Raw genomic sequence first — 22,495 nt, forward strand, 5'->3', positions numbered from 1 at the left:
TCTCGGTAGTCGCCCGCAGCAGAGGCAGTCCCCTCACGCGGCGGGCGGAAGGTCTCCGACCACGGCGGTAGCGGCGCGCACCGCGTCGCCGAGGGTAAGCCAACGATGACGTCTACCGCGCCGCCGCGGATTACTGGACGAGCTCCGCTCGCCAGTGGGCGAGGGTGGATTGGGTGTGGATGGTGGCGGGGTGGGCGGGGCCTAGGGCGCGGAGTTCGGCTACGAGGAGGACTTCTAATTCGGCTATGGCCCTAGGGATGTCGCCGGATTCGGCGCGGGCGGTGGCGAGGTCGTTGCGGGTGGCGAAGGTGCCGGGGTGGTCGGGGCCGAGGACGCGGAGGCGGTCGGTTAGGAGGTCTTCGAAATCGGTGATGGCGGCGGCGAGGTCGCCGCTCTCGGCTAGGTAGCCGGCGAGGGCGCTTCGGGTGGTGAGGGTGTCGGGGTGGTCGGCGCCGAGGACGCGGAGACGGTCGGCGAGCAGCCGGGTGAATTCGGCGCGGGCGCCGACCAGGTCGCCGCTGCGGTCGCGGAAGGCGGCGAGGTTGTTGCGCGCGTTCAGGGTTGCGACGTGGTCGGGGCCGTAGATGCGGAGGCAGTCGGCGAGGAGTTGTTCGAATTCGGTGCGGGCGCCTGCGATATCGCCGCTCGCCCCGCGCCAGTAGGCGAGGCTGTTTCGGGTGCGCAGGGTTTGCGGGTCGTCGGGGCCGATGATCCTGGCCCGGTCGAGCGCGAGCTGCTCGAAGTCGGCGATCGCGCCGCCGAGGTCACCGAGGTCGGCGCGGTTGGACGCCAAATCGTTTCGGGTGCGGAGGGTATCCGGATGGTCGGGGCCGAGCAGCCGGAGCTGATCGGCGTAGAGGCGTTGGTAGTCGGTGCGCGCACCGGCGAAGTCACCGCAGCGGGCCCGATAGGTGGCCAGATTGGTGCGCGTGCCAAGGGTTTTCGGATGATCGGGGCCGAGTACCCGGAAGCGATCGATGAACAGCAGCTCGAATTCGGTGATGGCGCCGATCAAGTCGCCGCTTTCGGCGCGATGGTATGCCGCGCGGCTCCGGGTGGTCAGTGTGTCGGGGTTGTCCGGGCCGAGCGCCTCGGTGAAGGCGGGAATCCAGGCGGCCCACAGGTCACGGTTGTCGGCGGCCCGCTGTGTCTGCAACATCTCCAGGAAGTGGATGGCGCTGGCGGAATCCCGGTACGCCAGGCAATGCCGCACGGCCGAGCCGCGCGCGTAGTCGGCGGCCCGATCGCTGGGACTTTCCTTGATGGCGGCGACGATGGCACGGTGCGCGGCCTCGGGTTCCACGCCGAGCAGTTTGCCTTCGGCCCGCAGACTGGGCAGCAGCGCGCCGTGCGTCACGCCGAGCGATTCGCGCGCCGTTCCCGGGTGGCTGCGCGTCACCAGCGCGCCTAAAGCCACTGTGATATCTCGGATCCTGGCGATGTGCAGATCCACTCCGAGCGAAGTCAGTGCGGCATCGAGCAGTTCGAGCGGCAGCACCGGACCGACGCCCGCAGCAACCAGGACGCTGAGTAATGCCCCTGTCGCGCTTGTGGTTTCGGGATCCATTCCGCTCAACGCGTTGTCCACCCGCATGACGACGATCCGGTCGAGGCCGATACCGTCAGCGACCGCATTGTCGGTGATGCTCGACGCAACCTCCTGCAGCACGCGCGCCAGCAGCCAGCCGCCGGAGACGACGTGCGCACCGTCTGCCTCCGCCGTCGGCGCCTCGGACAACAAGCGCTGAATCCAGGCGATCCACTGGGACGGATAGGCGGGCACGCCGCCACGCGCGGAGCCGACGACCGTGGCGATGTCGTCGGCGGCAGGTTCGCCGACCTCGATGCGATACATGTGCGCCAGCGCCGGATCATGCTCGACACCGGTCCCGTCCCTGATGCCGAGAATCACCCGGACATGCCGCAGGTCGTGGCGGCGCGACAGATCGGCGATGGCGCCGACCAGCAACTTCCGCGTGCCTTCCTGCGGTTGGTTGAGGCCGTCGAACACCAGCGTCACCCGCCTGCCCGCGGTGGAAAGCCTAGCCAGTGGGTGGCGCACCATGATGTCGAAGATGTCGTATTCGCTCCTGGCCCGCTGGGTACGCACGGCGCGCGCCGCGTCCGCGAACCCGGGCAGCCGGACGCTGAGCTGCGCGGCGAGTTCGGCGGCGACCGCCTCGATCGCACTGGCGGCGGTGAGAAACACTGCGGCAGTGATGTATTCGGGCGTGATCGCCAAGCCTTCCACCAGGCTCGGCCGAATCAGCATGGCGAGCAAGGTGGATTTGCCCGCGCCGGTCGGCCCGATCACCACGCGCAGGCGATTGCTGCCCGCATCGATGATCGCGTCGAGGTGCTCGCGCACATCGGGGGTGACCAGCAGGTCGCGGGTGAGCTGGTCGACGAAGCCCGCGGCGGAGCGCCCGCTGACGGCGTCACGGTGCCGCGCCGTGTTGGGCACCAGCCACAGTCCCGGATCCGCGGTGTGCGCCATCGACACCGAACCCGAGGTGAACGAAAGATATTGGGGCTGTTGACGAGTGCACTGCCCTGCGATCGGATCGACCAGATCAGCTGGCAGCAGGTTCTCCCCGCGCAGCGGCAGCCCATCGGTGAAGGTGGCCAACATGGTTCGGGTGAAGCAACCGGAGAACGCGGGCCCCTCCCCCGCGGCGACGAGCATCTCCATCCGGCCTGCGCCCTGGGCAAGCAGGTCGGTCCACCGGCGCGCGGCCCCGAGCACGCCCTGCCCGGTCTCGCAGGCGTCGACCAGCACGACCAGCCCGTCGACGGCGGACTGGTTCAACCGTTCCCTGATCTCCTGGGTCAGATGAAAGGCGTTGCGCGAGTTGGGTACTGCGGGCGAATCATGGCCGAGCAGATAAAAGTCCTCTGCGCTGGTCGCCACTCCGTGCCCGATGAACGCCAGCAGCAGCGTCGCCTGCCGCGCGCTGGCCGCCGCGAAGGCCGCGTCCACCGCCTCGGCCAGCTGATCGGCCGTCGGATCCAGTACCGGCCCGTCGGCATCGATCGCGGACCGCCAGCCGCCCACCTCGGTCAAACTCCCGTACAACCCCGAGGCAAGTTCGCCGGTGAACCCCAGTTCCCCCAGCGCCACACATTCGGACCCGACCACCAGCGCGAGCCGTCCTCCCATGCAAGCAAGATACCCGCGCGCTTCGCCGCGCACTGACACACCCGCCACCTGGGCATTCGCGCACCGTGTCCATATTGATACCGAAAGGTGCTGCGCGAGACGTAGTGTGGCGGGTCTGAGTGCCAGTGGGAGGAGATCGGTGCGATGGGCGACCCCGTGGTCGGTATGACGGGTACGCTCACCTCGCCGATCCGGGGTGCCGGGATGCTCGGCGAGGTCCTGGTGGCGATCCGAGGGGGAACGGAGCTGTACATCGCCCGTGCCGCCGAGGCCATTTCCGCGGGGGCGACCGTTTTGATCATCGCGGTCAGCCCCGGCCGCATCGTCGATGTGGTGCCGTGGGTTCCGCTGACGCCGGAACCCGCAGAAGGAATCTGAAACAGTAAGGGAGACAGAGGTGCTGGGCTACCACGTACCCAATCCGGATGAGGCGATGCTGATCAGCGGCGCCAAGAGCAAGGACGACGCGCCGTTCAGGGTGGTGATCGGCCGCGGTAGCTGGGTGGTTCCGCTGTTCCGCAAGGTCAGCTACCTGTCGCTGGCCATGTTCGAGGCGGAGATCAAGGAGCGCTGCGTCACCAAGCAGGCGATCCAGCTCGAGGTGCGCGCGGTGATCGCGTTCAAGGTCGCCAACGACACCCAGTCGATTGTCAATGCCGCGCAGCGTTTCCTGTCCGAACAGGAAAAGGAGATGTCGGTCCTCACCGGGCGCATTTTCTCCGGTCACCTGCGCTCGATCGTCGGCTCGATGACGGTCGAGGAGATCATCAGGGAACGTCAGAAGCTGGCCGACGAAGTACTTGTCGCGTCAAAAGTGGAGATGGGCAATATCGGGCTCTGGGTCGATTCCTTCCAGATCCAGTCCATCGATGACGGCAACCTCGGCTACATTCAAGCGCTGGCCGCGCCGCACAATGCCTCCGTGCAGCGCGACGCGCAGATCGCCCAGTCCGAGGCGGCGCAGCTCGCGGCCAAGGCCGAGCAGGAATCGCTGCGCAGGCAGGCCGAGTATCAGCGGGAAACCGCGATCCTGCGCGCGGAATATCAGCGCGACATCGACAAGGCGAATGCCGAAGCGGCACAGTCGGGTCCGCTCGCCGAGGCCAAGGCGATGCAGGAGGTGCTGACCGCGCAGGCGATTCAGGCAACCAAGGAAGCCGAGCTGCGCGAGCAGCAGCTGCAGACCGAAGTGGTGAAACCCGCTCAGGCCGAAGCGGATCGGGTCCGCATCCTGGCCGAGGCGGAGGCCGACCGGACCAGGATCCAGGCCGCCGCGGCCGCGTCGAACAACCGGATCGCGTTGGACCAGTTGTTGATCGAACAACTGCCGGAAATCGTCAAGCAGGCGTCCAACGGGCTGGCGAACGCGAATCTAACCGTACTCAACGGTCCGGACGGGGTGAGCGAACTGGTGAACGGAATGGTCGGTCAAGGACTGACTGTTTTCAATTCATTACAAAAGGCGCTTTCGTCCAACGACGGAGAAAACGCGGGTTAAGGTGACCGGGAAGCGACGGCGCGATGAGGAGCAGGTGTAGGTGTCCATCGGGAAATTGGTGTCGTTCGACAGCTCTCGGGGGTTCGGATTCATTCGACCGGAAGACGGCGGGCCGGACGTGTTCGTCCATGTCAACGACATAGGGCTGGATGAAGACGAGTTGCGCCAGGGGCGGGTGTTCGAATTCGACATGACAGAGGGTGATCGAGGGCCGAAGGCGGTCAATCTGACGGTGGTCGGCGGTCAGCCGAGCCCGCCACCTGCCGCGCACAAGTCCAAGCATCGGTCGAACTCGGGCCAGCTGACCGCCGCCGAACACAAGCGCCTCATCACCGAGCTACTCCTCGATGCGAGCCCGGCGCTCACCGCGGGTGAGATCATCACCATCCGCGACCGGCTCACCGTCTTCGCCGAACAGCACGGCTGGGTGGAAAACTGACGTGACCGTCGCGTCCGGCAAGTCCATGATCTTGTCGGACGCGGCGCATACGATCATCGGGATGAGTGTTTCCGCACCGATGAATCACCGTCGCCAGCGACGTCTCTATCGGTGAGGACACGACACCGAGGAGGATCGCGTGGATCTACCCGTCATGCCGCCCGTCCGGCCGATGCTGGCCAAGACCGCGCCCGGCGTGCCGCGCGAGGCGGGACTGAGCTATGAACCCAAGTGGGACGGCTTCCGCTGCATCGTGTTCCGTGACGGCGACGAGGTCGAGCTCGGTTCGCGCAACGATCGCCCGCTGACCAGGTATTTTCCCGAGGTTGCCGAACTGCTGAAGCAGGCGCTGCCGGACAAGTGCGTGGTGGACGGCGAGATCGTCGTGGTCACCGATCAGGGCCTCGACTTCGACACCCTGCAGAACCGCCTGCATCCGGCGGCCTCCCGCGTCAACAAGCTCGCGGTCGAGACGCCCGCCAGTTTCGTGGCGTTCGATCTGCTCGCCCTCGGTGACAAGGACCTCACCGAGGAGCCGTTCGCCGAACGCAGGCGGTTGCTCGAGACGATTCTCGACACCGAACTCTCCCGGGTGCATCTGACGCCGATCACCCAGGATCCCGATGTCGCCGAGGACTGGTTCACCCGGTTCGAGGGCGCGGGCTTCGACGGCGTCATGGTCAAGGCCAACGACCTGACCTACCTGCAGGACAAGCGGGTGATGCTCAAGGTCAAACACGAACGCACCGCCGACTGCGTGGTGGCGGGCTTCCGGTGGCACAAGGACGGCGAAGGCGTCGGATCGCTGCTGCTCGGCCTGTTCGACGAGGACGGAAACCTCAACCACGTCGGCGTGGCGAGCAGCTTCACCGCCGCCCGGCGCAAGGAACTGGTCGAGGAACTCGCGCCGCTGCGCGAGCACGCGCTGGACAATCATCCGTGGGCCAAGTGGGCCGACGCCGTCGCGCAGGCCAAGGCCGACGGCAAGATGCCCGGCGGAGTGAGCCGCTGGACCGGCGGCAAAGACCTGTCGTGGGAGGCGCTGCGCCCCGAGCTGGTGGCCGAGGTGCGCTATGAACACGTGCAATCCGGCAGGCTGCGGCACGGCGGCAGGCTGGTCCGTTTCCGGGCCGACCGGACACCCGAATCCTGCACCTATGCCCAGCTCGACGAGGCGCCGCCCGCCGAACTCGGCGCGATCTTCAGTGAGGCCCGATGAGTAAAACGGAGTCCGTCGATATCGAGGTCGACGGCCGGACCGTCAGCATCAGCAATCCGGGCAAGGTGTATTTCACCAAGCGCGGCGAGACGAAACTCGATCTCGTGCATTACTACCAGGCGGTGGCCGAGCCCTTCCTGAATGTGGTGGGCGGCCGCCCGCTGCTGCTGGAGCGTTATCCCGATGGCGCGTCCGGCAAGTCGTGGTTTCAGAAGCGGGTGCCGAAGACCGCGCCGGACTGGCTGCACACCGTCGAGGTGTCCACGCCGAACGGCACCACCAGCGACGCGCTCGTCGCGCACGATCTCGCGCACATCCTGTGGGCAGTCAACCAGGGCTGCTTGGGTTTTCACGTGTGGCCCAACCGCGCGGACGATCTGAAGATCGCCGACGAGCTGCGCATCGACCTCGATCCCTCGCCGGGCATCACATTCGACGACCTGCGGCGGGCCGCCGTGCTCACGCGAGAGTTGTTCAGCGAATTGGGGATCGAGTCGCGGATCAAGACCTCGGGATCGCGCGGGTTGCACATCTACGTTGCACTGCAACCGAATTGGGATGGCTACCAGGTTCGCGCGGCTGCCGTCGCGCTCGCCAGGGAGCTGGAGCGCAGGCATCCCGAGGAGATCACCGCGCAGTGGTGGAAGGAAGAGCGCGGCAACCGCGTGTTCGTCGATTTCAACCAGAACGCCCCGCACAAAACGGTATTCGGCGCGTGGTGTGTGCGACCGAAGGTCGGCGCCCAGGTCTCGACGCCGATCGACTGGTCCGCGTTGGCGGACATCGTGCCGGATGAGCTCACCATCGCGACCGTGCCCGCGCGCTTGGCCGAGCTCGGTGATCCGTGGGCCGATCGCGCACCGCAATCCATTGCGCCACTGCTGGAGATGTCGGAGCGGGACATGGCGTCCGGCCTGATGGACGCGCCGTGGCCGCCGCAGTATCCGAAGATGCCCAACGAACCACCCCGGGTGCAGCCGAGCCGCGCCAAGAAAGAGGAGTAGCGCACGGCGCTACTCAGACGTCCACAGCGCCCATGTGCCGTTGCGGCCGGGGTTCTCGCAGATCAGCGCGCGCCCGTCCGCGGTGCGCCCGGACTTCCCCGTGCTCCCATCACATTTCGCACCGGCCTGCTGAATCGCCGTCGACACGTTGTAGGGACCGGACCACTGGAACGCGGTCCCCGATCCCAAACAGATCAGCGTGTTTCCGTCAGCCGCACTGCCGATCTGGCCGACCTGCGCCTCGGTGCAGGCCGTGCCCTTCTTCAGGTTGCTCGGCGCCGCCGTCGCGGTCGGCGCCACCGTCGTCGTGACCGGACTGAGCGCGACTGTCGTTGTGGGCGGCGCCTTTTGCTCGGTGGTCGACTGTGCCGACAGATTCACGGTCGCCGCAGGCTTGTTCGCGCGCAGCAGGTCGTCCGGCACGATCTTGCCGGACAGCACAACGACCCCGGCCAGCGCCGTCACCTCCGCGACACCGATCAGCAGCGCGAACATCGCCATCACCCGGCCGCGCGGATGCGAGAACGCGATGAAGCCGAAAACGATGGCGACCGGGAACAACCCGAGCAGCGCCGCCACCAGCGCGACGATCGCGTAGGGGTTGATGATGGGCGGAATCTCCACCCGTAGTCGTCCGGTGCGGCGCCGCGGCGCCGCCTCCTGCCAGCGATCGTCAGGCTCGGGTTCGGCCCAGCGCTGCTCTTCCTCCGCTTCCGGCCACCGATCGTCCTGCGCCGCCGCAGGCCAGCGTTCCGATTCACGGCGTTCTGCCCGTGCCATGCCAGGTCCCTCTCCACACCACACACCGTGCAGGAACCTCGGACTATCCGGACCCGCCCCGATATCCCGACCCACAATAGGGGCAGCGCGGCGCGTGCTCATCACAAATGTCTAATTACCGCCCAGTTCGTCCGGCGGCGACATTCGACCTCTCCGAATTACTGGATATTTGCTGGTACACGGTTCATGCTGATCGGAATGTGTGACTGATCTCGAGATGACTCCCAGGAGGATCCATGCTCGGTAGCACCCCCGACGGCCGCGACGATCGACCGTGGCACGCGCAGGCCGGCGATCTGCTCGGCGACAATTTCAATATTCCTGGCCTCATTCTCTGCGGATTGGGCATGGTCGCATTGGCGTGCACGCTCACCGCCGCCGGATACGGCCTCGACCAGTACACACAGACCGGCGCGATCGTGACCGCCGCACTGTGGATCCTCGGCGTCGGCGCACTGGTGGTGGAACATCGACGCGAGGAAGTGATCGAGCGGACGCACGGCAGGCACGGACATATGCCGGGGCACCGGCGTCCGGTGCGCTACAGCGCGGCCCGCGTCCCCGCGAACGAGTTTGCGCCGGAAACCCGCACCTGAGAACCGGGACCGTCGGCGCGCTCAGCGCCGGCGGTCCACCTTCGGCAGCGATTCGGTGACCAGCGTCATCAGCATGTCGGCGAGCAACTCGTGCACCTGTGGCCTGGTCAGCGTGCCGCGCGTGATCCATTCCCGCCCCGCAACTTTCACGAGCCCGCCATAGGCGCGGACCATCGCGCGCAATGCAGCACTGCGCGCCGAATCGGCGAGCCCGACCATGAGCAGCAGCCGTTCGGCGGCCGCGTCGTCGGCCTGATCCAGGATCTGCTGCACCTCGGGGTCGTCGCCGACACCCTCGTGGCTGGTCACCTTCACCCAGGTGCTGCCGTGCTCGGCGATGGTGTCGAGCAGCCAGTGCACGCTCGCTTCCACGCGTTCGCGTTCGGTGCCGACCGGCACGATCATGTCGTCGAGCTTGGGCAGCGTCACCATCCGGCGCACGACCGCCAGATAGAGGTCACGCTTGTTGCCGAAGTAGTGGTTGATCAGGCCGCGGGCCACCCCGGCGCGCTGGGCCAGCTCGGCGGTCGACACGGCCGCATACGGCCGTTCGCCGAACATGTCGATCGCGCACGCCAGGATCTGGGCCCGCCGCTCATCGGGTTCGAGCCGACGGCGGCGCGGCGGCGCGGCACCGTCGGCGTCGGCCCGAGGCGCGATGGGATCGCTCGAGGTATCAGAGAGACCGGGCAATGAGATCCTTCATTACCTCGTTGCTGCCCGCGAGGATGCGCAGGACGCGGGCGCCGGTGTAGAGCTGCGAAATCGGATACTCCGTCATGTAGCCGTAGCCGCCGAACAGTTGCAGGCAGCGGTCAACCACGATACCCAGCTGGTCGGTGAGCCAGTACTTCGACATCGCCGCCGTGGGGATGTCCAGCTCGCCGCGCAGATGCTTGACGATGCAGTCGTCGAGGAAGGTGCGGCTGACCTTCGCGAGGGTGGCGCATTCGGCGAGCTCGAATTTGGTGTTCTGCATCGCGAACAACGGCTTGCCGAAGGCCTCGCGACCCTTGGTGTAGTCGATGGTCAGCTGAACGGCCTTCTCCATCATGGCAACCGCGATGATCCCGGTGACCAGCCGCTCCTGGGCCAGCATCTGCATCATCTGATAGAAGCCGAGGCCCTCGGCCTCGCCGAGCAGGTTCGACGCGGGCACGCGCAGTCCGTCGAAGAACAGCTCGGCGGTGTCCTGGGCCTTGCCGCCGATCTTGTTCAGGATGCGGCCGCGCTTGAAGCCCGGCGTCTCGTCGGAGACGTCGGCGTAGATCAGCGAGACGCCGGACGCGCCCTTGGTCGGGTCGGTCTTGGCGGCGATGATGATGCCGTCGCAGAGCCAGCCGTTGGTGATGAAGATCTTCGAGCCGGTGATGACGTACTCGTCGCCTTCGCGCACCGCGCGGGTCTTGATGTTCTGCAGGTCGGAGCCGGTGCCGGGTTCGGTCATGCCGATGGAGAGCACGATCTCGCCGGTGGCGGCCTTCGGCAGCACCCGCTGCTTGAGCTCGGCGGAGCCGAATTCCTTGAGATACGGCGCGATGATCGAGCTGTGCACGGGCATGCCCATCGAGCCGTCGCCCGCGCGCGACTGCTCCTCGATGATCGCCGCCTCGTGCGCGAATGTGCCGCCGCCACCGCCGAATTCGGCGGGGATCGCGGTGCACAGCAGACCGAGCTCGCCTGCCCGGTTGTACAGCGCGCGGTCGGGGTGTCCCTGGGCGACGAACTTCTCCTCGTGTGGGACGACGTCCTTTTCGAAGAACGCCTTCGCGAGATCGCGTACCGCCTCGACCTCGTCGTCACTCCATGCGGCGCGTGCCATCTTCGGATCCTTTGCTCGCTGTTGCTACTGGCGGCGTCGCAGACGGCCGCTCGCCACCAGATTCTCGCACTATTGGCACTGTGTCAACAACCCGGGCACGTGGCGAGGCGCACCGGCGCGGTCAGGAGAGGAAGTTGCGCATCATGCGCAAGCACGCGAGCGCCGGCGCGACACAGGCGTGGCGACGACGACGAAAGCCGGTACGGGTCAGCGCGTCTGGTTGACCGCGGCGAGCGAGGTGAAGATCGGCGTCTCCGGATCCGCGGAAATGCCCTGCCTGCGCAGGAATCCGTCGATCAGACCCCAGACGAACTCGGTCGCCTGATCGACGAATTCTGCGGTGCGCGTTGGCTGGTCAGCAGATTCCGCCGAATCGGCAAGCCACAGATCGGTGATCGAGACGACGACGCCGACCACCGCGCGGGACAGATAGTCGATGCCCGCGGTGTCGATCGGAATGGATTCGGCGATCTCGCGCGCCTGCCTGGTGAAGCGATCCGAGGCGGCACGGCCCAGGTCGAACTGCAGCACCGTTCCGTCGGAGCGCTGCGTCACCTGCGCCTGACCCAGGAAGCGAAAAACGTTGGGGTGCTGCAGAATACTGTCGGCGTAGCCGGTGAGCACACGACGCAACGCGGTGCGCGGCGGTTGCAGCATGAGCGTCAGGTCGTTGCCCGCCGCCGCCGCAGCGGACTTGGCCATCCGCTGGCCGATCTCGGTGTAGAGATCGGCCTTGTCGGCGAACTGCCGGTACAGGCGCGGCTTGGTGATGTTCGCTTCGCGGGCGATGTCGTCCATGCTGGGCCGCGGGCCGTCCCGGTCGATCACCCGGATCGCCGCATCGACGATCTCCGCACGGGAGGTCGCCGAAGAACGGGTGCTTGGACGGGCCACGTCCGCAGCATACACGTACCGCCGGTACGGTTATCAGCGTGAGCTACGCCATAATGTGGCCGTTGCCCCTCCCCTTCCCAGCAAATACTTCGTACTGTCAGTATCGGAAAACGTACTGGCGGTACGCCTGGGTGTTACGGCTCGACCTGACCTCCGGCCGGACCGACAATCGCGGCACCGGTAGGCAGCGCACCCCGAACGAGGCAACGACATGACCAACGAGCTCGACACCGAAACGCCCCGCCCGGACCGGCAGTGGACGGTGACCGCCGACGGCACCGATCTCGCCGTCTTCGAATGGGGCGACCCCGCCGCCGAACCCCTGGTCCTGGTGCACGGCCTCACCGACACCCACCGCGTGTGGGCAACGGTGGCCGCGTTGCTGACCGACGGCTTTCGCGTGATCACCTACGACGTGCGCGGCCACGGACGGTCGGACAGTCCCGCACTGCTGTCGGGCTTCCGGCTCGACCGGCTCGCCGACGACTTCTTCGCGGTGATCGAGGCCGCGAGCCCGAATCGTCCGGTGCACACCTGCGGACACGGCTGGGGCGCGGTGCAGCTGTGGGAGGCGGTGTGTGATCCGAGGGCGAACACCACGATCGCGTCGTTCACCGCCATCGCCGGACCTAATCTCGATCACTTCGGCCTCTGGCTACGCGCCATCGCGCCGCACGTCCGGCTGCGCGCGGGCGACGTCGGCTGGTGGCTGCGCAGCGTGCGCTGGACGCTGCACCCAGTGCCGGTGGCGCGCAGGCTGTATCCACCGCGGGTGCGCACCCTGCTGGTGGAACGGCTCGGCGGTGTCTCGCCGGTGCCTGCCAGGATCGCGCGCACCTGGGCAACGGATCTCGTTGCGGGCGGGCGCATTGCGCAAGCCAACCTCCTGCATCACGTGCGGCGGCCGCGGGTGCGGCGCACCGCGGTGCCGGTGCAGTTGCTGGTCGACAGCACCGATCCGTTCGTGCCCGCCGCCATCTACGACACCTCGACGCGCTGGGTGGACCGGCTCTGGCGGTGTGCCGTTCCTGCCGATCACTGGCTGCCGGTCACCGAGCCGCTGCTCGTTGCCGAGGCGATCGCCAACTTCGTCGACGACATGCGCGCCGACCTCGCCTCGATCACCCCGCGCAGCAGCTGACCCGATCCTCTCTCTCACCGATACGGAGATCCCATGCCGGACGCAGCAGCTCCGCTGATCCGCACCCTCGGCGCGCCATTACCCGACGAGTTCGACCGGCTCAGCGCCGCCGATCTCGCCCAACTCGATCGACTGCTTCGGGCCGCGCAGACCGCGCGCGGCCAGCGCCTCGGCGCGGCGGTCGAGTCCTCGCTGCAGCTCATCCCCCGGCTGATGCGGCCGACGGTCAAGAAGGCGCTCGGCTTGTGAGCACCCAGTTGATGGCTCGCGCCGAGGCCACGAAACTCGCTCGGCTGCTGGAACTCTCGGATCCCGCGGCGCTGGACTTCCTCACCGGGCTCTCGCCGGATGCGATCAGGGAATTCCGTGAGCGGGCCACCGATCTGCTGTTCGACGGCGATGCGGCGCGGATGAAACGCATTGCCGCCGCAGCGAAATTGGTGCCGACCGTGATCAGCGCGAAGGCCGCGGAGCGCGCGTTCGGGCCGGTGCTGTGCGCAGCGGTCGCCGGGTCGGTCGAACCGTCCCGCGCGGTCGATATCGCCAAGGCGCTGCCCGCCCGCTTTCTCGCCGAGACCGCGATCCAGCTCGACCCGCGCCGCACCGCCGACATCATCGCGGCCGTGCCCGCGAAACTCGTTGTGGCCGTGGCGAAGGAGTTGGGCGGTCGCGGCGACCACGTGACGATGAGCCGGTTCGTCGGCGTCGTGCCCGAGGAGTCGATGCGCGCCGCGGTGCCGGTGCTCGGCGACGCGGACCTGCTGCGCGTCGGGTTCCTCATGGAGGACAAGTCCGCGGTCGACCGGCTGATGGGCCTGGTCACCGACCGGCTCGCCGGGGTGATTCTGGCCGCGCACGAACACGATCTCTGGGTCGAGGGGCTCGACCTGCTCGACAGCGTCGGTCCGCAGAACCGCGCCGTGCTCGGCGATCTCGCCGCCGGACTCGGCGGCGAGGTGCTCGACAGCCTGGTGGCGGCGGTGCGCGAGCTCGACGCGTGGGAGGCACTGCTCCCGGTGACCAGCGCGATGAACCCGGACAGCTTGCGCGCCTTCGCCGAACGGCCTGCGGTACAGGAGGAATCGGTGCTCGCCTCGATCATGGATGCCGCGTTGAACAAGGGTTTCTGGCTCGAACTGCTGCCGCTGGTCGTGCATTTGAACGAGGACCAGCGGTCGATCCTGGCCGCTCGGCTCGCCGACAAATCCGACGATGAGCTCGGCGAGCTGGTCGCCCAGGCGGACAAAGCCGACCTGTGGGAGGCCATGTTGCCGATCGCGCTGGCCATGACCGACACCGATCGCCGCCGGATGGCGGCCCTGCCGATCCTGCAGGAACCCGCGGTGCTGCGCACGGTGATCACCACCACCGCCGCACACGAACTCTGGTCGCAGGCACTGCCTTTGGTCGACGCGCTGCCCGAGACCACGACCCCGATCCTGGCCTCGTGCATCGGGGAGCTCAGCAGGGATCAGCTGCTCGCCGCGCTGCGCACCGCCGCGCGCAGCGACAACATCGACACCCTCGTCGATATCGCGCTCGCCCAGGACGCCACGGGCCGGGCCAGGGTGCTCGAAATCATCGACAGGATGGACGATCTCGACGAATTCCTCGCCGCGCTCACGCCGGAAACCCCGGAGGTGGTGTGGGACGGGCTGATCGAGGTCCGCGCGGAAATCCCCGTCGCGCTGCGCGGTCGGCTCGCCGCACGCGCGGACGCGTGCGGGTGTGCTGCCGCGGCTGCGCAGTTGGGTGCGGATCTGGTCTGACCCGATCGACCAGCGATCTCGGCGCCGAGGTGATACTTTTCCGCCCATGATGGGGTCGTCGGATCAGCGGCCTCCGCGTTTGAGCTACGCCGGATGGCTGCATCAACCGTTGACGCCGACCACCCCGATGCGGCCGTACCCGGATGGGCGGGTGCCGCCGCGGACGCTGGTGCGGCGGCCGCAGCCGGGTCGTGGTCGGTGGTGGACGGTGCTCGGGGTCGCGGCCTGCGTCGCGGTGGTCGGGGCCACCGGTGTTGCCGTCGTCTCCTCCGATGGCGAGCGGGACAACCCCGCTGCTGACCTGCGCGGCTATCACGCCGTCGACAATCTCTGCGCGATCACCGACACCATGCCCTACATGCACGCCGGATTCGTCTTGGCCCCTTCTCGTCCGGCACATCCGCGCTACCCACTGCGTGAGGCGATGCTGCACCGCGCGGTCGACACGATGCGCTGCACCATCCAGCTGGTGCCGACCGGCTCGACCGACCTCACCACCCTCACGGCGAACGCCAAGGTGCACAAGCAGACCGATCCCGGGCCCGAGTTCGCCGCGCGTTTCGAGGCATGGACCCAGTCCGAGCTCACCAAGGACGACAGCGTCACGCCGGTCATCGGACTCGGCGACGAGGCGTATCTGGTGCGGCGGGCCACCGAGCAGGCCGACATCAGCGGTGTCACGCTCGGCGTGCGGGACGGCTGGACCACCTACGAGATCAGTTGGCTGCACCGATCGGCGGGCGAGGCGAGCACCGTCCGGATGCCGACGATCCCCGAGGTCGTCGACCTGTTGAAGCACACGGCGACCACCACCTTGGCGCTGCTGCGGGCCTGAGCCGACCCGTCCCGCCCGCGTCCTCAGCAGCCGACCTGTTGCTCACCCGCCCCATCGGCGTCACGAGTGCCCGTCCGCACAGGGGCAACCGGGCGGCAACCCGGTCCGGGAGTTTGCGACAATGAGCGGGTCGATTGCCCTGCTCAGTGAAGGATGCCTGTACCTCCGATGGCCGAAAGCATGATTGATCCGGACGAACTCGCGACCTGTCTGCGGGTGCTGGACCAGGCCGGACAGCTGGAGAAGGAGCATCCCGACTCGGTGGCGGTGCAGCGCGCGGTCGGCCACATGTTCAAGAAGCTCAAGCAGCGCCGCAGGACCGAGGCACGAGCCGCGGTGTCGGCGGCCGATCGCGAGGTCGTCGCGGCGACGGCCACCGGCTCGCCGCAGCGCATCGACGACGAGACCGCGGGCATCCCGCTCGCCTCGAACGCCTCAGGGGCCAGCGCGGGCACCCTGATCCGGCCACGGCCCTGCTACATCTGCAAACAGAAGTACACCCAGGTCGACGCGTTCTACCACCAGCTGTGCCCGGAGTGCGCCCCGGACAGCCACAGCAAGCGGGACGCACGTACCGATCTGTCCGGCCGCCGCGCGCTGCTCACCGGCGGGCGCGCCAAGATCGGCATGTACATTGCGCTGCGTTTGCTGCGCGACGGCGCGCACACCACCATCACCACCCGGTTCCCGAACGACGCCATCCGCCGCTTCACCGCCATGGACGACAGCCCGCAGTGGCTGCACCGGTTGCGCGTTGTCGGCATCGACCTGCGTGATCCCGCGCAAGTGGTCGCGCTCGCCGACGATGTGGCCGCGCAGGGCCCGCTCGACATCCTGATCAACAATGCCGCCCAGACCGTGCGCCGCTCCCCCGGCGCCTACAGCGCGTTGGTCGACGCCGAGTCCGGTCCGCTGCCCGCGGGCGCGCTGCCCGATGTGGTGACGTTCGGCAAGACGATGCAGGCCCATCCCACCGCGCTCACCGCCTCGCTCACCCCGACGCTGTCCGCTGCCGATGTCGCCGAGCTCGCGCTGGTCGCGGGATCGGCTACCCCCGAACGCATTTCGCGCGGCATCGCGATCGATGCAGGCGGCCTGGTGCCGGACCTCGCGCACACCAACAGCTGGGTGCAGACCGTTGCCGAGGTCGATCCCACCGAGTTGCTCGAAGTGCAGCTGTGCAATTCGGTCGCGCCGTTCATCCTGGTGTCGCGGCTGCGGCCGGCGCTGGCCGCTGCGGCGGCGCGGCGCAAGTACATCGTCAACGTCTCGGCGATGGAGGGTCAGTTCTCCCGCGCCTACAAGGGGCCAGGCCACCCGCACACCAACATGGCCAAGGCCGCGTTGAACATGTTGACCCGCACCAGCGCTCGCGAAATGCTCGAGGCCGACGGCATCCTGATGACCGCCGTCGACACCGGCTGGATCACCGACGAGCGCCCGCACTACACGAAAGTCCGTCTCGCCGAAGAAGGTTTCCACGCGCCCCTCGACCTTGTCGACGGCGCCGCGCGCGTCTACGACCCGATTGTCCAGGGCGAGAACGGCACCGACCTCTACGGCTGTTTCCTCAAGGACTACCAGCCGTCACCCTGGTAATTCGCCGTCATCGGGTCGCCGGGCGTACCGGCGACAACGGCGAATATGCCAGGTACGCTGCCGTTTATGCGTTCGCCGATATCGATGATCCGCTGGCCTGTCTCGATCCTGCGCATGGCGATCGGCGTACGCACCATGGTCCGCACCGGACAGGTCGGCGACGGTCGCGAGCAGGCGCTGCTCGCCCACGTCCGCGCACATGCCACTGCCGATGATCCGAACAGCGTCGTCGACACGATCGACGACTTCGCGCGCCACCACAGCGTTTTGATGAACGTCGGCGACCGCAAAGGGCTGCTCCTCGACGCCGCCATCCGGCGGGCCGCGCCGAAGCTGCTGCTCGAACTCGGCGCCTACTGCGGCTACAGCGCCGTGCGGACGGCGCGCGCGTTGACCGACGGCGCACGGCTGGTCTCAGTGGAGGCCAACCCCAACAATGCCGAAATTGCCCGCGCCGTCATCGAACACGCGGGTCTGGCCGATCGGGTCAGCGTGGTGGTCGGCATGATCGGCGACGGCGGCGCCACCATGCGGCACCTGGCGATCGAACACGACTTCGGCCCTGCCGCACTCGATTTCGTGTTCCTCGACCACTTGAAGACCGCCTATCTGCCGGATCTACGGTCGATCATGGCCGCGGGCTGGTTGCATCCCGGCACCCTCGTGGTCGCCGACAACGTGAAAGTTCCAGGCGCCCCCGACTATCGCCGCTACATGCGCGAAGAGGAAGGCCGCGCCTGGCGCACCGTCGAGCACAAGACGTATGTCGAGTACCAGTCGCTGATCGCCGATCTTGTGCTCGAATCGGAATACCTGGGCTGACTCGACGCGGCTAGGCTGGTGGCATGCTGTATCGGCTGCTGGCCGATGTCACCGCCGCCGTGCATTTCGCGTTCGTGGCGTACGTGGTGGTCGGCGGATTCCTGGCGTGGCGGTGGCCACGTACCTTCGTGCTGCACGTGCTCGCGTTCTGCTGGGGATTCGGGACGGTCTTGTTCCGGATCGACTGCCCGCTCACGCAGGTGGAGAACTGGGCGCGGCATCGCGCGGGCGAAGCCGGGTTGCCGTCGAGCGGGTTCATCGATCACTACATCACGGGAGTGCTCTATCCGGAGAGTGCGCTCGGCACCGTGCGGGTGCTCGTCGCGGTCGCTGTTGCGGTGTCGTGGATCGGCTATGGGTGGTTGCGCACGCGCCGCTCCGGCCCGCGACTGCAGGTAACCCGTTAACCGGTGACGTGCGGTCTCCGGCAGACCGAGATCTGACCGGAGACCTCGTCACGAGCCGTGTGGACGCGACGGCCTAGTTCAGTGCGACTGAGATCACTGGATAGCAAACAGCTCTCACGCGCGCGAGCGATCCGACGCGAGGTGTGTCGTGACGGTCGCCGCCACCTCGGCAGGATGTTCGTCGATGAAGAAATGACCGCCGGAAAACGTTGCACGGTCGAAGCTTCCGCTGGTGAAGGCACGCCACTCGTCGGCCTGCTCCGGCGTCATGGTCGGGTCGGCGGTGCTGACCATGGCCACGATATCGGCCGCGAGCGGGTCGCCCTCGGTGTACCGATAGGTCTCGATCGCCTGATAGTCGCCGCGCATGGGCGGCAGCACCAGTTCCGCGAGACTCGGCTCGTCACGCAGCATTTGGATCGGCGCCGGGTCGGCGGCCAACCGCTCCAGGTCCGCGATCAGATCCGCGTCGGTGCCGAGATGGATGCGCTGGGTCTCCACGAAAGACGGTGCGGGACGGCCGGACGCGAACAACGTCGTCACCGGCTGGCCTGCCCGCTCGAGCCGGCAGGCCGTCTCGAAGGCCAGCGTCGCACCCATGCTGTGGCCGAACAGCGCGAGCCCGTCGACGATTCCGTCGCGCAGCACCTCTTCGGCAATCCGATCGGCGAGCAAGCCGAGCTCTGTGATCGGCGCCTCGCGCATCCGGTCCTGGCGCCCCGGATACTGCACCGCGACAACGGCAACGCCGCCGCCGACCCGCTTCGCCAACTCCCGATACACCGTCGCCGCACCACCGCCCGGCGGGAAACACAGCAGGTGGCGGCGGGGAGTCGCGGCGGATCGCAGGATCCGTAGCCACGCACTGGATCCGATGGTTATGCCCATGTCGATCTCCTTCTCAGACGGAACTATTACGCTCGTTCGCGTGAACGCGCACACACGGCTGGTACACGACTACGAAGCCGGAATCGGTGTAACCGCCTCCGCCATTACCCCTTCCCCCGAACCGGGCAGCAATCTGGCTGCGACACTGCCGGTCTGGGCGCTCGCCGCAGGCTCGGTCGCGGCGCTCACCGCTGCGTCGAACCGCATCAGATCCGTCCGCGGCCTCGACCCGGTAGCGCACCACATCGACCCGGGACGCATCACCGCGGCCTTCTGTAGCGAGCGCCTGCTCCGCATCAACGGCAGGCCCGCGACCATGTTCGCCGAACTCTCCGGATTCTTCCCCACCTACGACGGCTGGGTCCGCACCCACGCCAACTACCCACACCACCGCGATCGTCTGCTCACCGCGCTCGGCCTTCCGGTCGACGCGCCGCTCGACCTGGCCGTCGCACAGATGGCGATGAGCCGCGCATCCGATATCGAAGAGCACGCGGCCGCCAACGGCGCGATCGCGGTCCGCGTGCGCACCGAACAGGAATGGGTCGAGAGCCCCGAAGGCTGGGCCGCGGCGAGCGGGCCACTCGTCGCCATCGACGAACGGGCCGACCGAGGCGAACCAGGGTTACCGATGGGTGCGGCGCCGTTCCAGCCGCTGCGAGGGCTGCGGGTCCTCGACATGACCAGGGTGATCGCCGGACCGGTCGCCACCAGATCGCTCGCACTCCTCGGCGCGGAGGTGTTGCGGGTGGATCCGCCGTGGTTGCCGGAGATCCCGTGGCAGTTCGCCGACACCAGTCAGGGCAAGCGCTCCACCCTGCTGGACATGCGCACGCAACTGCCGATCCTCAACGACCTGCTGCGGTCGGCCGATGTGCTCGTCACCGGATACCGGCCGGGTTCGCTCGAACACGCGGGGCTCTGGGCGGCCACCCGGCCCGGCATCGTGCACGGGCGGGTCAGTGCGTGGGGTGAGCGCGGTCCGTGGCGCGGGCGTCGCGGTTTCGACAGCATCGTGCAGGCGGCGACGGGCATTTCGACCGCTGAGGGCGCGCCCGCCGTGCCCGGATACCTGCCTGCGCAGGCGCTCGACCACGCGTCCGGCTACCTGCTTGCCGCTGGCGTGATCGACGCGCTCGCCGCCCGGTCGCGCGACGGGATCGGCCGTACCGTGCGAGTGTCGTTGGCGCGCACCGCGTCCTGGTTGCTCTACGCGCCGAACCGCACGCCACGGCATCCGCCTGCCGCGGCGCCGGACCCCGCCGACGTGATCTCGCATGCGGGCATCATCACCGCCGCGCCCGCGATCGCCGAGTACCCCGCGTACACCTCGCCCGCCCCCGACTTCGGCGCCGATCGGCCCGCCTGGCCGATGACGACCCGCTAGTCACTGCTCCGCTAGTCACTGCTCCACGCTTTTCCACGCAACGCACGCCGTTTCACCGGGGTGCCGCGCACGGACCGAGCGTCAACTCCGTGCGCGGCCCAACCGCGGTGGCGCGCACGAATCCAGTGAAAATCGTTTGCGATTTCTTGTCGTTGGCCGATGAGATGGTGTTGTCCGGTTCGTCAGAACTGGTATGACCCTCATGGACCGCGCCGACGAAGGAATCCGCCCCGTGGACACCACCCTCGATCCGACCGAGAGCACGCTGCCCGCGCACGCCGGGCGCCGTGAGTGGATCGGGCTGGGTGTACTCGCCCTCGCCTGCCTCGTCTACGCCATGGATCTCACGGTGCTGCACCTCGCCGTGCCGATGATCAGCGCGGAACTCCATCCGACCAGCGCACAGCTGCTGTGGATCATCGACGTGTACGGATTCATGGTGGCTGGCCTGCTGATCACCATGGGCACGCTCGGCGATCGGATCGGGCGACGACGCGTATTGCTCGGTGGCGCCGCCGCATTCGCGGTGGTGTCGGTGATCGCGGCCTTCGCGCCCACCGCGGAGATCCTCATCCTGTGCCGGGCCCTGCTCGGCGTCGCCGGGGCGACGCTCGCGCCCGCCACGCTTTCCTTGCTCTTCACCATGTTCCGCGACGCCAGACAGCGTTCGATCGCCGTCGGCGTGTGGGTCGGCGCGTTTTCCGCGGGCGGTGCGGTCGGTCCGTTGTTCGGCGGGGTGCTGCTGGAGTACTTCTGGTGGGGCTCGGTGTTCCTGCTCGCGGTGCCGGTGATGGCGCTGCTGCTGGTGCTCGGGCCGAAAGTACTGCCCGAGTACCGTGATCCCGCCGCGGGCGCCCTCGATCCGGTCAGCGCCGCGCTCTGCGTGGCAACGATGATCGCGCTGGTGTTCGGGATGAAGAAGATCGCGCAGGACGGTATCGGCGCCACCGCGCTGCTGGCATTGGTCGCCGGTGTCGTGCTCGGCGCGCTGTTCATCCATCGCCAACTGACCAGGCCGGACCCGATGCTCGACCTGCGGCTGTTCCGGCTCGGCACATTCCGGATCGCGTTGCTGGTCAACATCGTTGGGATCTTCGTCGTCTTCGGGTACTTCCTGTTCATCGCGCAGTACTTCCAGCTGGTGCTCGGGCTGTCACCGCTCGAGACCGGCGTGGCGCTGGCACCCTCGGGCATCGGCTTCATCATCGGCTCCCAGCTGGCACCGCGCATTGTGCGAGTTGTCCGGCCCGCGTACCTGATCGGCGCGGGCATGGCGGCATCGGCCGTCGGGCTGCTGATGATGACGCAGGTCGGCGCAGGTAGCCTCTGGCTCGCGCTGGCCACCTCGATGGTCCTCTCGCTCGGTCTGGCACCGGTTTTCGGCATCACCACGGAGTTGATCGTCGGCTCGGCGCCGGAGGAACAGGCGGGGGCCGCCTCCGGGGTGTCCGAGACCGGCGCGGAACTCGGTGGTGCGCTGGGCATCTCGATCCTCGGCAGCATCAGCATCGCGCTGTACCGGGGTGATTTGGCCGACACGCTGCCCGCGGACCTGCCCGCGGAGGCAGGGCGGTCGGTGCGCGACACCCTGGGTGCGGCGGTCCAGACCAGTACGGAGCTGCCCGCCCATCTCGGTGACGCGGTGTTGGCGGCGGCACGCGCCGCATTCGTGCACGGCATGCATGTGACGGCCGGGATCACCGCGGTTGCAGCGGTTGCCATTTCGGTGATCGCGACGGTACGGCTGCGGCACATCCCCGCGGGTGAGCTGGAGGGTCACGAATAGCGACCGGATCAGCGGGCGAACAGCGCTGCAGGACCGAATGTTTCGTCCTGTCAGAGTTATTCCGAAGGGTCTCAGCGCATTCGGCGGTCACGGCCTGTGGCTAGCTCGCGACAGGCGATACGCCTGCGGTCGCGGTCCGGGCTGCGTCTAGCTCGCGCCCGGCCATAGATACGCCTGCGGTCGTGATACGGGCTGCAGCTAGGGCGTGTTTCGAAGTCCGCTGGTGGTGGCTGCGCGTAGCGGCGCCACCACCAGCGTTTTCGGTGGAAGCTGTTGCCCGCGTTGGCATATGAGCGAGGTCTCCGGTATTTCGGGTTAGCGACCAAGCAAACCTGAATAGTGCCGGAGACCTCGTGGCCAGCGTAGCGGTGACGGGGCGAGCGGATCTGACCGATGCCCAATGGGCGCGGTTGGCGCCGTTGCTGCCTCGTGGCAAGAAGGCGGGACGC

The 22,495-nt window shown here is 67.7% G+C and carries 21 protein-coding genes; 15 read left to right on the plus strand and 6 right to left on the minus strand.

Going from position 1 to position 22,495, the window contains the following annotated elements:
* Positions 1 to 130: 130 nt before the first annotated feature.
* Positions 131 to 3,160 carry a tetratricopeptide repeat protein gene (locus ACGFNJ_RS20070; protein WP_393449914.1) on the minus strand — a complete coding sequence of 1,010 codons (3,030 nt, stop codon included), beginning with the start codon at positions 3,158 to 3,160 and terminating at the stop codon, positions 131 to 133.
* Between the two features lie 144 nt (positions 3,161 to 3,304).
* Here ACGFNJ_RS20070 and ACGFNJ_RS20075 point away from each other — a divergent pair, with 144 nt between their 5' ends.
* The 5 genes from ACGFNJ_RS20075 (at position 3,305) to ligD (ending at position 7,320) form a co-directional block, all read left to right on the plus strand.
* Positions 3,305 to 3,538 carry a hypothetical protein gene (locus tag ACGFNJ_RS20075; RefSeq protein ID WP_393449917.1) on the plus strand — a complete coding sequence of 78 codons (234 nt, stop codon included), beginning with the start codon at positions 3,305 to 3,307 and terminating at the stop codon, positions 3,536 to 3,538.
* A 19-nt stretch (positions 3,539 to 3,557) separates the two neighbouring features.
* Positions 3,558 to 4,658, plus strand: coding sequence for an SPFH domain-containing protein (locus ACGFNJ_RS20080; protein WP_393449920.1), 1,101 nt, complete (start codon positions 3,558 to 3,560; stop codon positions 4,656 to 4,658).
* Between the two features lie 40 nt (positions 4,659 to 4,698).
* Positions 4,699 to 5,097 (plus strand): cold-shock protein, encoded by a 399-nt coding sequence (locus ACGFNJ_RS20085; RefSeq protein WP_069160879.1) that lies wholly within the window; start codon positions 4,699 to 4,701, stop codon positions 5,095 to 5,097.
* A 139-nt stretch (positions 5,098 to 5,236) separates the two neighbouring features.
* Complete coding sequence (locus ACGFNJ_RS20090; protein ID WP_393449923.1) at positions 5,237 to 6,316, plus strand: ATP-dependent DNA ligase; 1,080 nt, start codon at positions 5,237 to 5,239, stop codon at positions 6,314 to 6,316.
* Positions 6,313 to 7,320 (plus strand): non-homologous end-joining DNA ligase, encoded by a 1,008-nt coding sequence (ligD, locus tag ACGFNJ_RS20095; RefSeq protein WP_393449926.1) that lies wholly within the window; start codon positions 6,313 to 6,315, stop codon positions 7,318 to 7,320. Before ACGFNJ_RS20090 ends, ligD begins: the two co-directional genes overlap by 4 nt.
* 9 nt (positions 7,321 to 7,329) lie before the next feature.
* On the opposite strand, the gene ACGFNJ_RS20100 is transcribed toward ligD, so the two are convergent.
* Positions 7,330 to 8,100: a DUF4190 domain-containing protein gene (locus ACGFNJ_RS20100; RefSeq protein ID WP_393449929.1), complete on the minus strand. Its 771-nt coding sequence runs from the start codon at positions 8,098 to 8,100 to the stop codon at positions 7,330 to 7,332.
* 236 nt (positions 8,101 to 8,336) lie between these two features.
* Here ACGFNJ_RS20100 and ACGFNJ_RS20105 point away from each other — a divergent pair, with 236 nt between their 5' ends.
* Positions 8,337 to 8,696, plus strand: coding sequence for a hypothetical protein (locus ACGFNJ_RS20105; RefSeq protein WP_393449932.1), 360 nt, complete (start codon positions 8,337 to 8,339; stop codon positions 8,694 to 8,696).
* 21 nt (positions 8,697 to 8,717) lie between these two features.
* On the opposite strand, the gene ACGFNJ_RS20110 is transcribed toward ACGFNJ_RS20105, so the two are convergent.
* The 3 genes from ACGFNJ_RS20110 to ACGFNJ_RS20120 all read right to left on the minus strand — a co-directional run bounded on the left by ACGFNJ_RS20110 (position 8,718) and on the right by ACGFNJ_RS20120 (position 11,412).
* The gene (locus ACGFNJ_RS20110) at positions 8,718 to 9,389 is read right to left on the minus strand and encodes a TetR/AcrR family transcriptional regulator (protein ID WP_393449935.1); all 672 of its coding nucleotides are present in this window, start codon (positions 9,387 to 9,389) and stop codon (positions 8,718 to 8,720) included.
* Positions 9,373 to 10,518 (minus strand): acyl-CoA dehydrogenase family protein, encoded by a 1,146-nt coding sequence (locus ACGFNJ_RS20115; protein WP_393449938.1) that lies wholly within the window; start codon positions 10,516 to 10,518, stop codon positions 9,373 to 9,375. Before ACGFNJ_RS20115 ends, ACGFNJ_RS20110 begins: the two co-directional genes overlap by 17 nt.
* Before the next feature lie 207 nt (positions 10,519 to 10,725).
* Positions 10,726 to 11,412 carry a TetR/AcrR family transcriptional regulator gene (locus ACGFNJ_RS20120; protein WP_393449941.1) on the minus strand — a complete coding sequence of 229 codons (687 nt, stop codon included), beginning with the start codon at positions 11,410 to 11,412 and terminating at the stop codon, positions 10,726 to 10,728.
* A 211-nt stretch (positions 11,413 to 11,623) separates the two neighbouring features.
* On the opposite strand from ACGFNJ_RS20120, the gene ACGFNJ_RS20125 reads away from it, so the two are divergent.
* The 7 genes from ACGFNJ_RS20125 to ACGFNJ_RS20155 all read left to right on the plus strand — a co-directional run bounded on the left by ACGFNJ_RS20125 (position 11,624) and on the right by ACGFNJ_RS20155 (position 17,985).
* On the plus strand, positions 11,624 to 12,553 hold the full coding sequence (locus ACGFNJ_RS20125; protein WP_393449944.1) for an alpha/beta fold hydrolase: 930 nt from the start codon (positions 11,624 to 11,626) through the stop codon (positions 12,551 to 12,553).
* 33 nt (positions 12,554 to 12,586) lie between these two features.
* Entirely contained in the window at positions 12,587 to 12,802 is a 216-nt protein-coding gene (locus ACGFNJ_RS20130) for a hypothetical protein (RefSeq protein WP_393449947.1), read from the plus strand.
* Positions 12,799 to 14,322, plus strand: a complete 1,524-nt coding sequence (locus ACGFNJ_RS20135; protein WP_393449950.1) for a hypothetical protein — start codon at positions 12,799 to 12,801, stop codon at positions 14,320 to 14,322. Before ACGFNJ_RS20130 ends, ACGFNJ_RS20135 begins: the two co-directional genes overlap by 4 nt.
* A 46-nt stretch (positions 14,323 to 14,368) precedes the next feature.
* The gene (locus ACGFNJ_RS20140; RefSeq protein WP_393449953.1) at positions 14,369 to 15,157 is read left to right on the plus strand and encodes a hypothetical protein; all 789 of its coding nucleotides are present in this window, start codon (positions 14,369 to 14,371) and stop codon (positions 15,155 to 15,157) included.
* Between the two features lie 168 nt (positions 15,158 to 15,325).
* Entirely contained in the window at positions 15,326 to 16,756 is a 1,431-nt protein-coding gene (locus ACGFNJ_RS20145; RefSeq protein WP_393449956.1) for an SDR family NAD(P)-dependent oxidoreductase, read from the plus strand.
* 66 nt (positions 16,757 to 16,822) lie between these two features.
* On the plus strand, positions 16,823 to 17,578 hold the full coding sequence (locus ACGFNJ_RS20150; RefSeq protein WP_393449959.1) for an O-methyltransferase: 756 nt from the start codon (positions 16,823 to 16,825) through the stop codon (positions 17,576 to 17,578).
* Between the two features lie 23 nt (positions 17,579 to 17,601).
* On the plus strand, positions 17,602 to 17,985 hold the full coding sequence (locus tag ACGFNJ_RS20155) for a DUF2784 domain-containing protein (RefSeq protein WP_393449962.1): 384 nt from the start codon (positions 17,602 to 17,604) through the stop codon (positions 17,983 to 17,985).
* 114 nt (positions 17,986 to 18,099) lie between these two features.
* Here the strand turns inward: ACGFNJ_RS20155 and ACGFNJ_RS20160 are convergent, their stop codons facing one another.
* Complete coding sequence (locus ACGFNJ_RS20160) at positions 18,100 to 18,873, minus strand: thioesterase II family protein (RefSeq protein ID WP_393449965.1); 774 nt, start codon at positions 18,871 to 18,873, stop codon at positions 18,100 to 18,102.
* A gap of 40 nt (positions 18,874 to 18,913) precedes the next feature.
* Here ACGFNJ_RS20160 and ACGFNJ_RS20165 point away from each other — a divergent pair, with 40 nt between their 5' ends.
* Together ACGFNJ_RS20165 and ACGFNJ_RS20170 are read left to right on the plus strand one after the other, a co-directional pair.
* Positions 18,914 to 20,260, plus strand: a complete 1,347-nt coding sequence (locus ACGFNJ_RS20165; protein ID WP_393449968.1) for a CoA transferase — start codon at positions 18,914 to 18,916, stop codon at positions 20,258 to 20,260.
* A gap of 202 nt (positions 20,261 to 20,462) precedes the next feature.
* A complete protein-coding gene (locus ACGFNJ_RS20170; RefSeq protein WP_393450063.1) occupies positions 20,463 to 22,046 on the plus strand; it encodes an MFS transporter in 1,584 nt (527 codons plus the stop codon).
* Positions 22,047 to 22,495: the final 449 nt, after the last annotated feature.

This window comes from Nocardia sp. NPDC049149, assembly GCF_043197455.1.
Lineage (GTDB): Bacteria > Actinomycetota > Actinomycetes > Mycobacteriales > Mycobacteriaceae > Nocardia.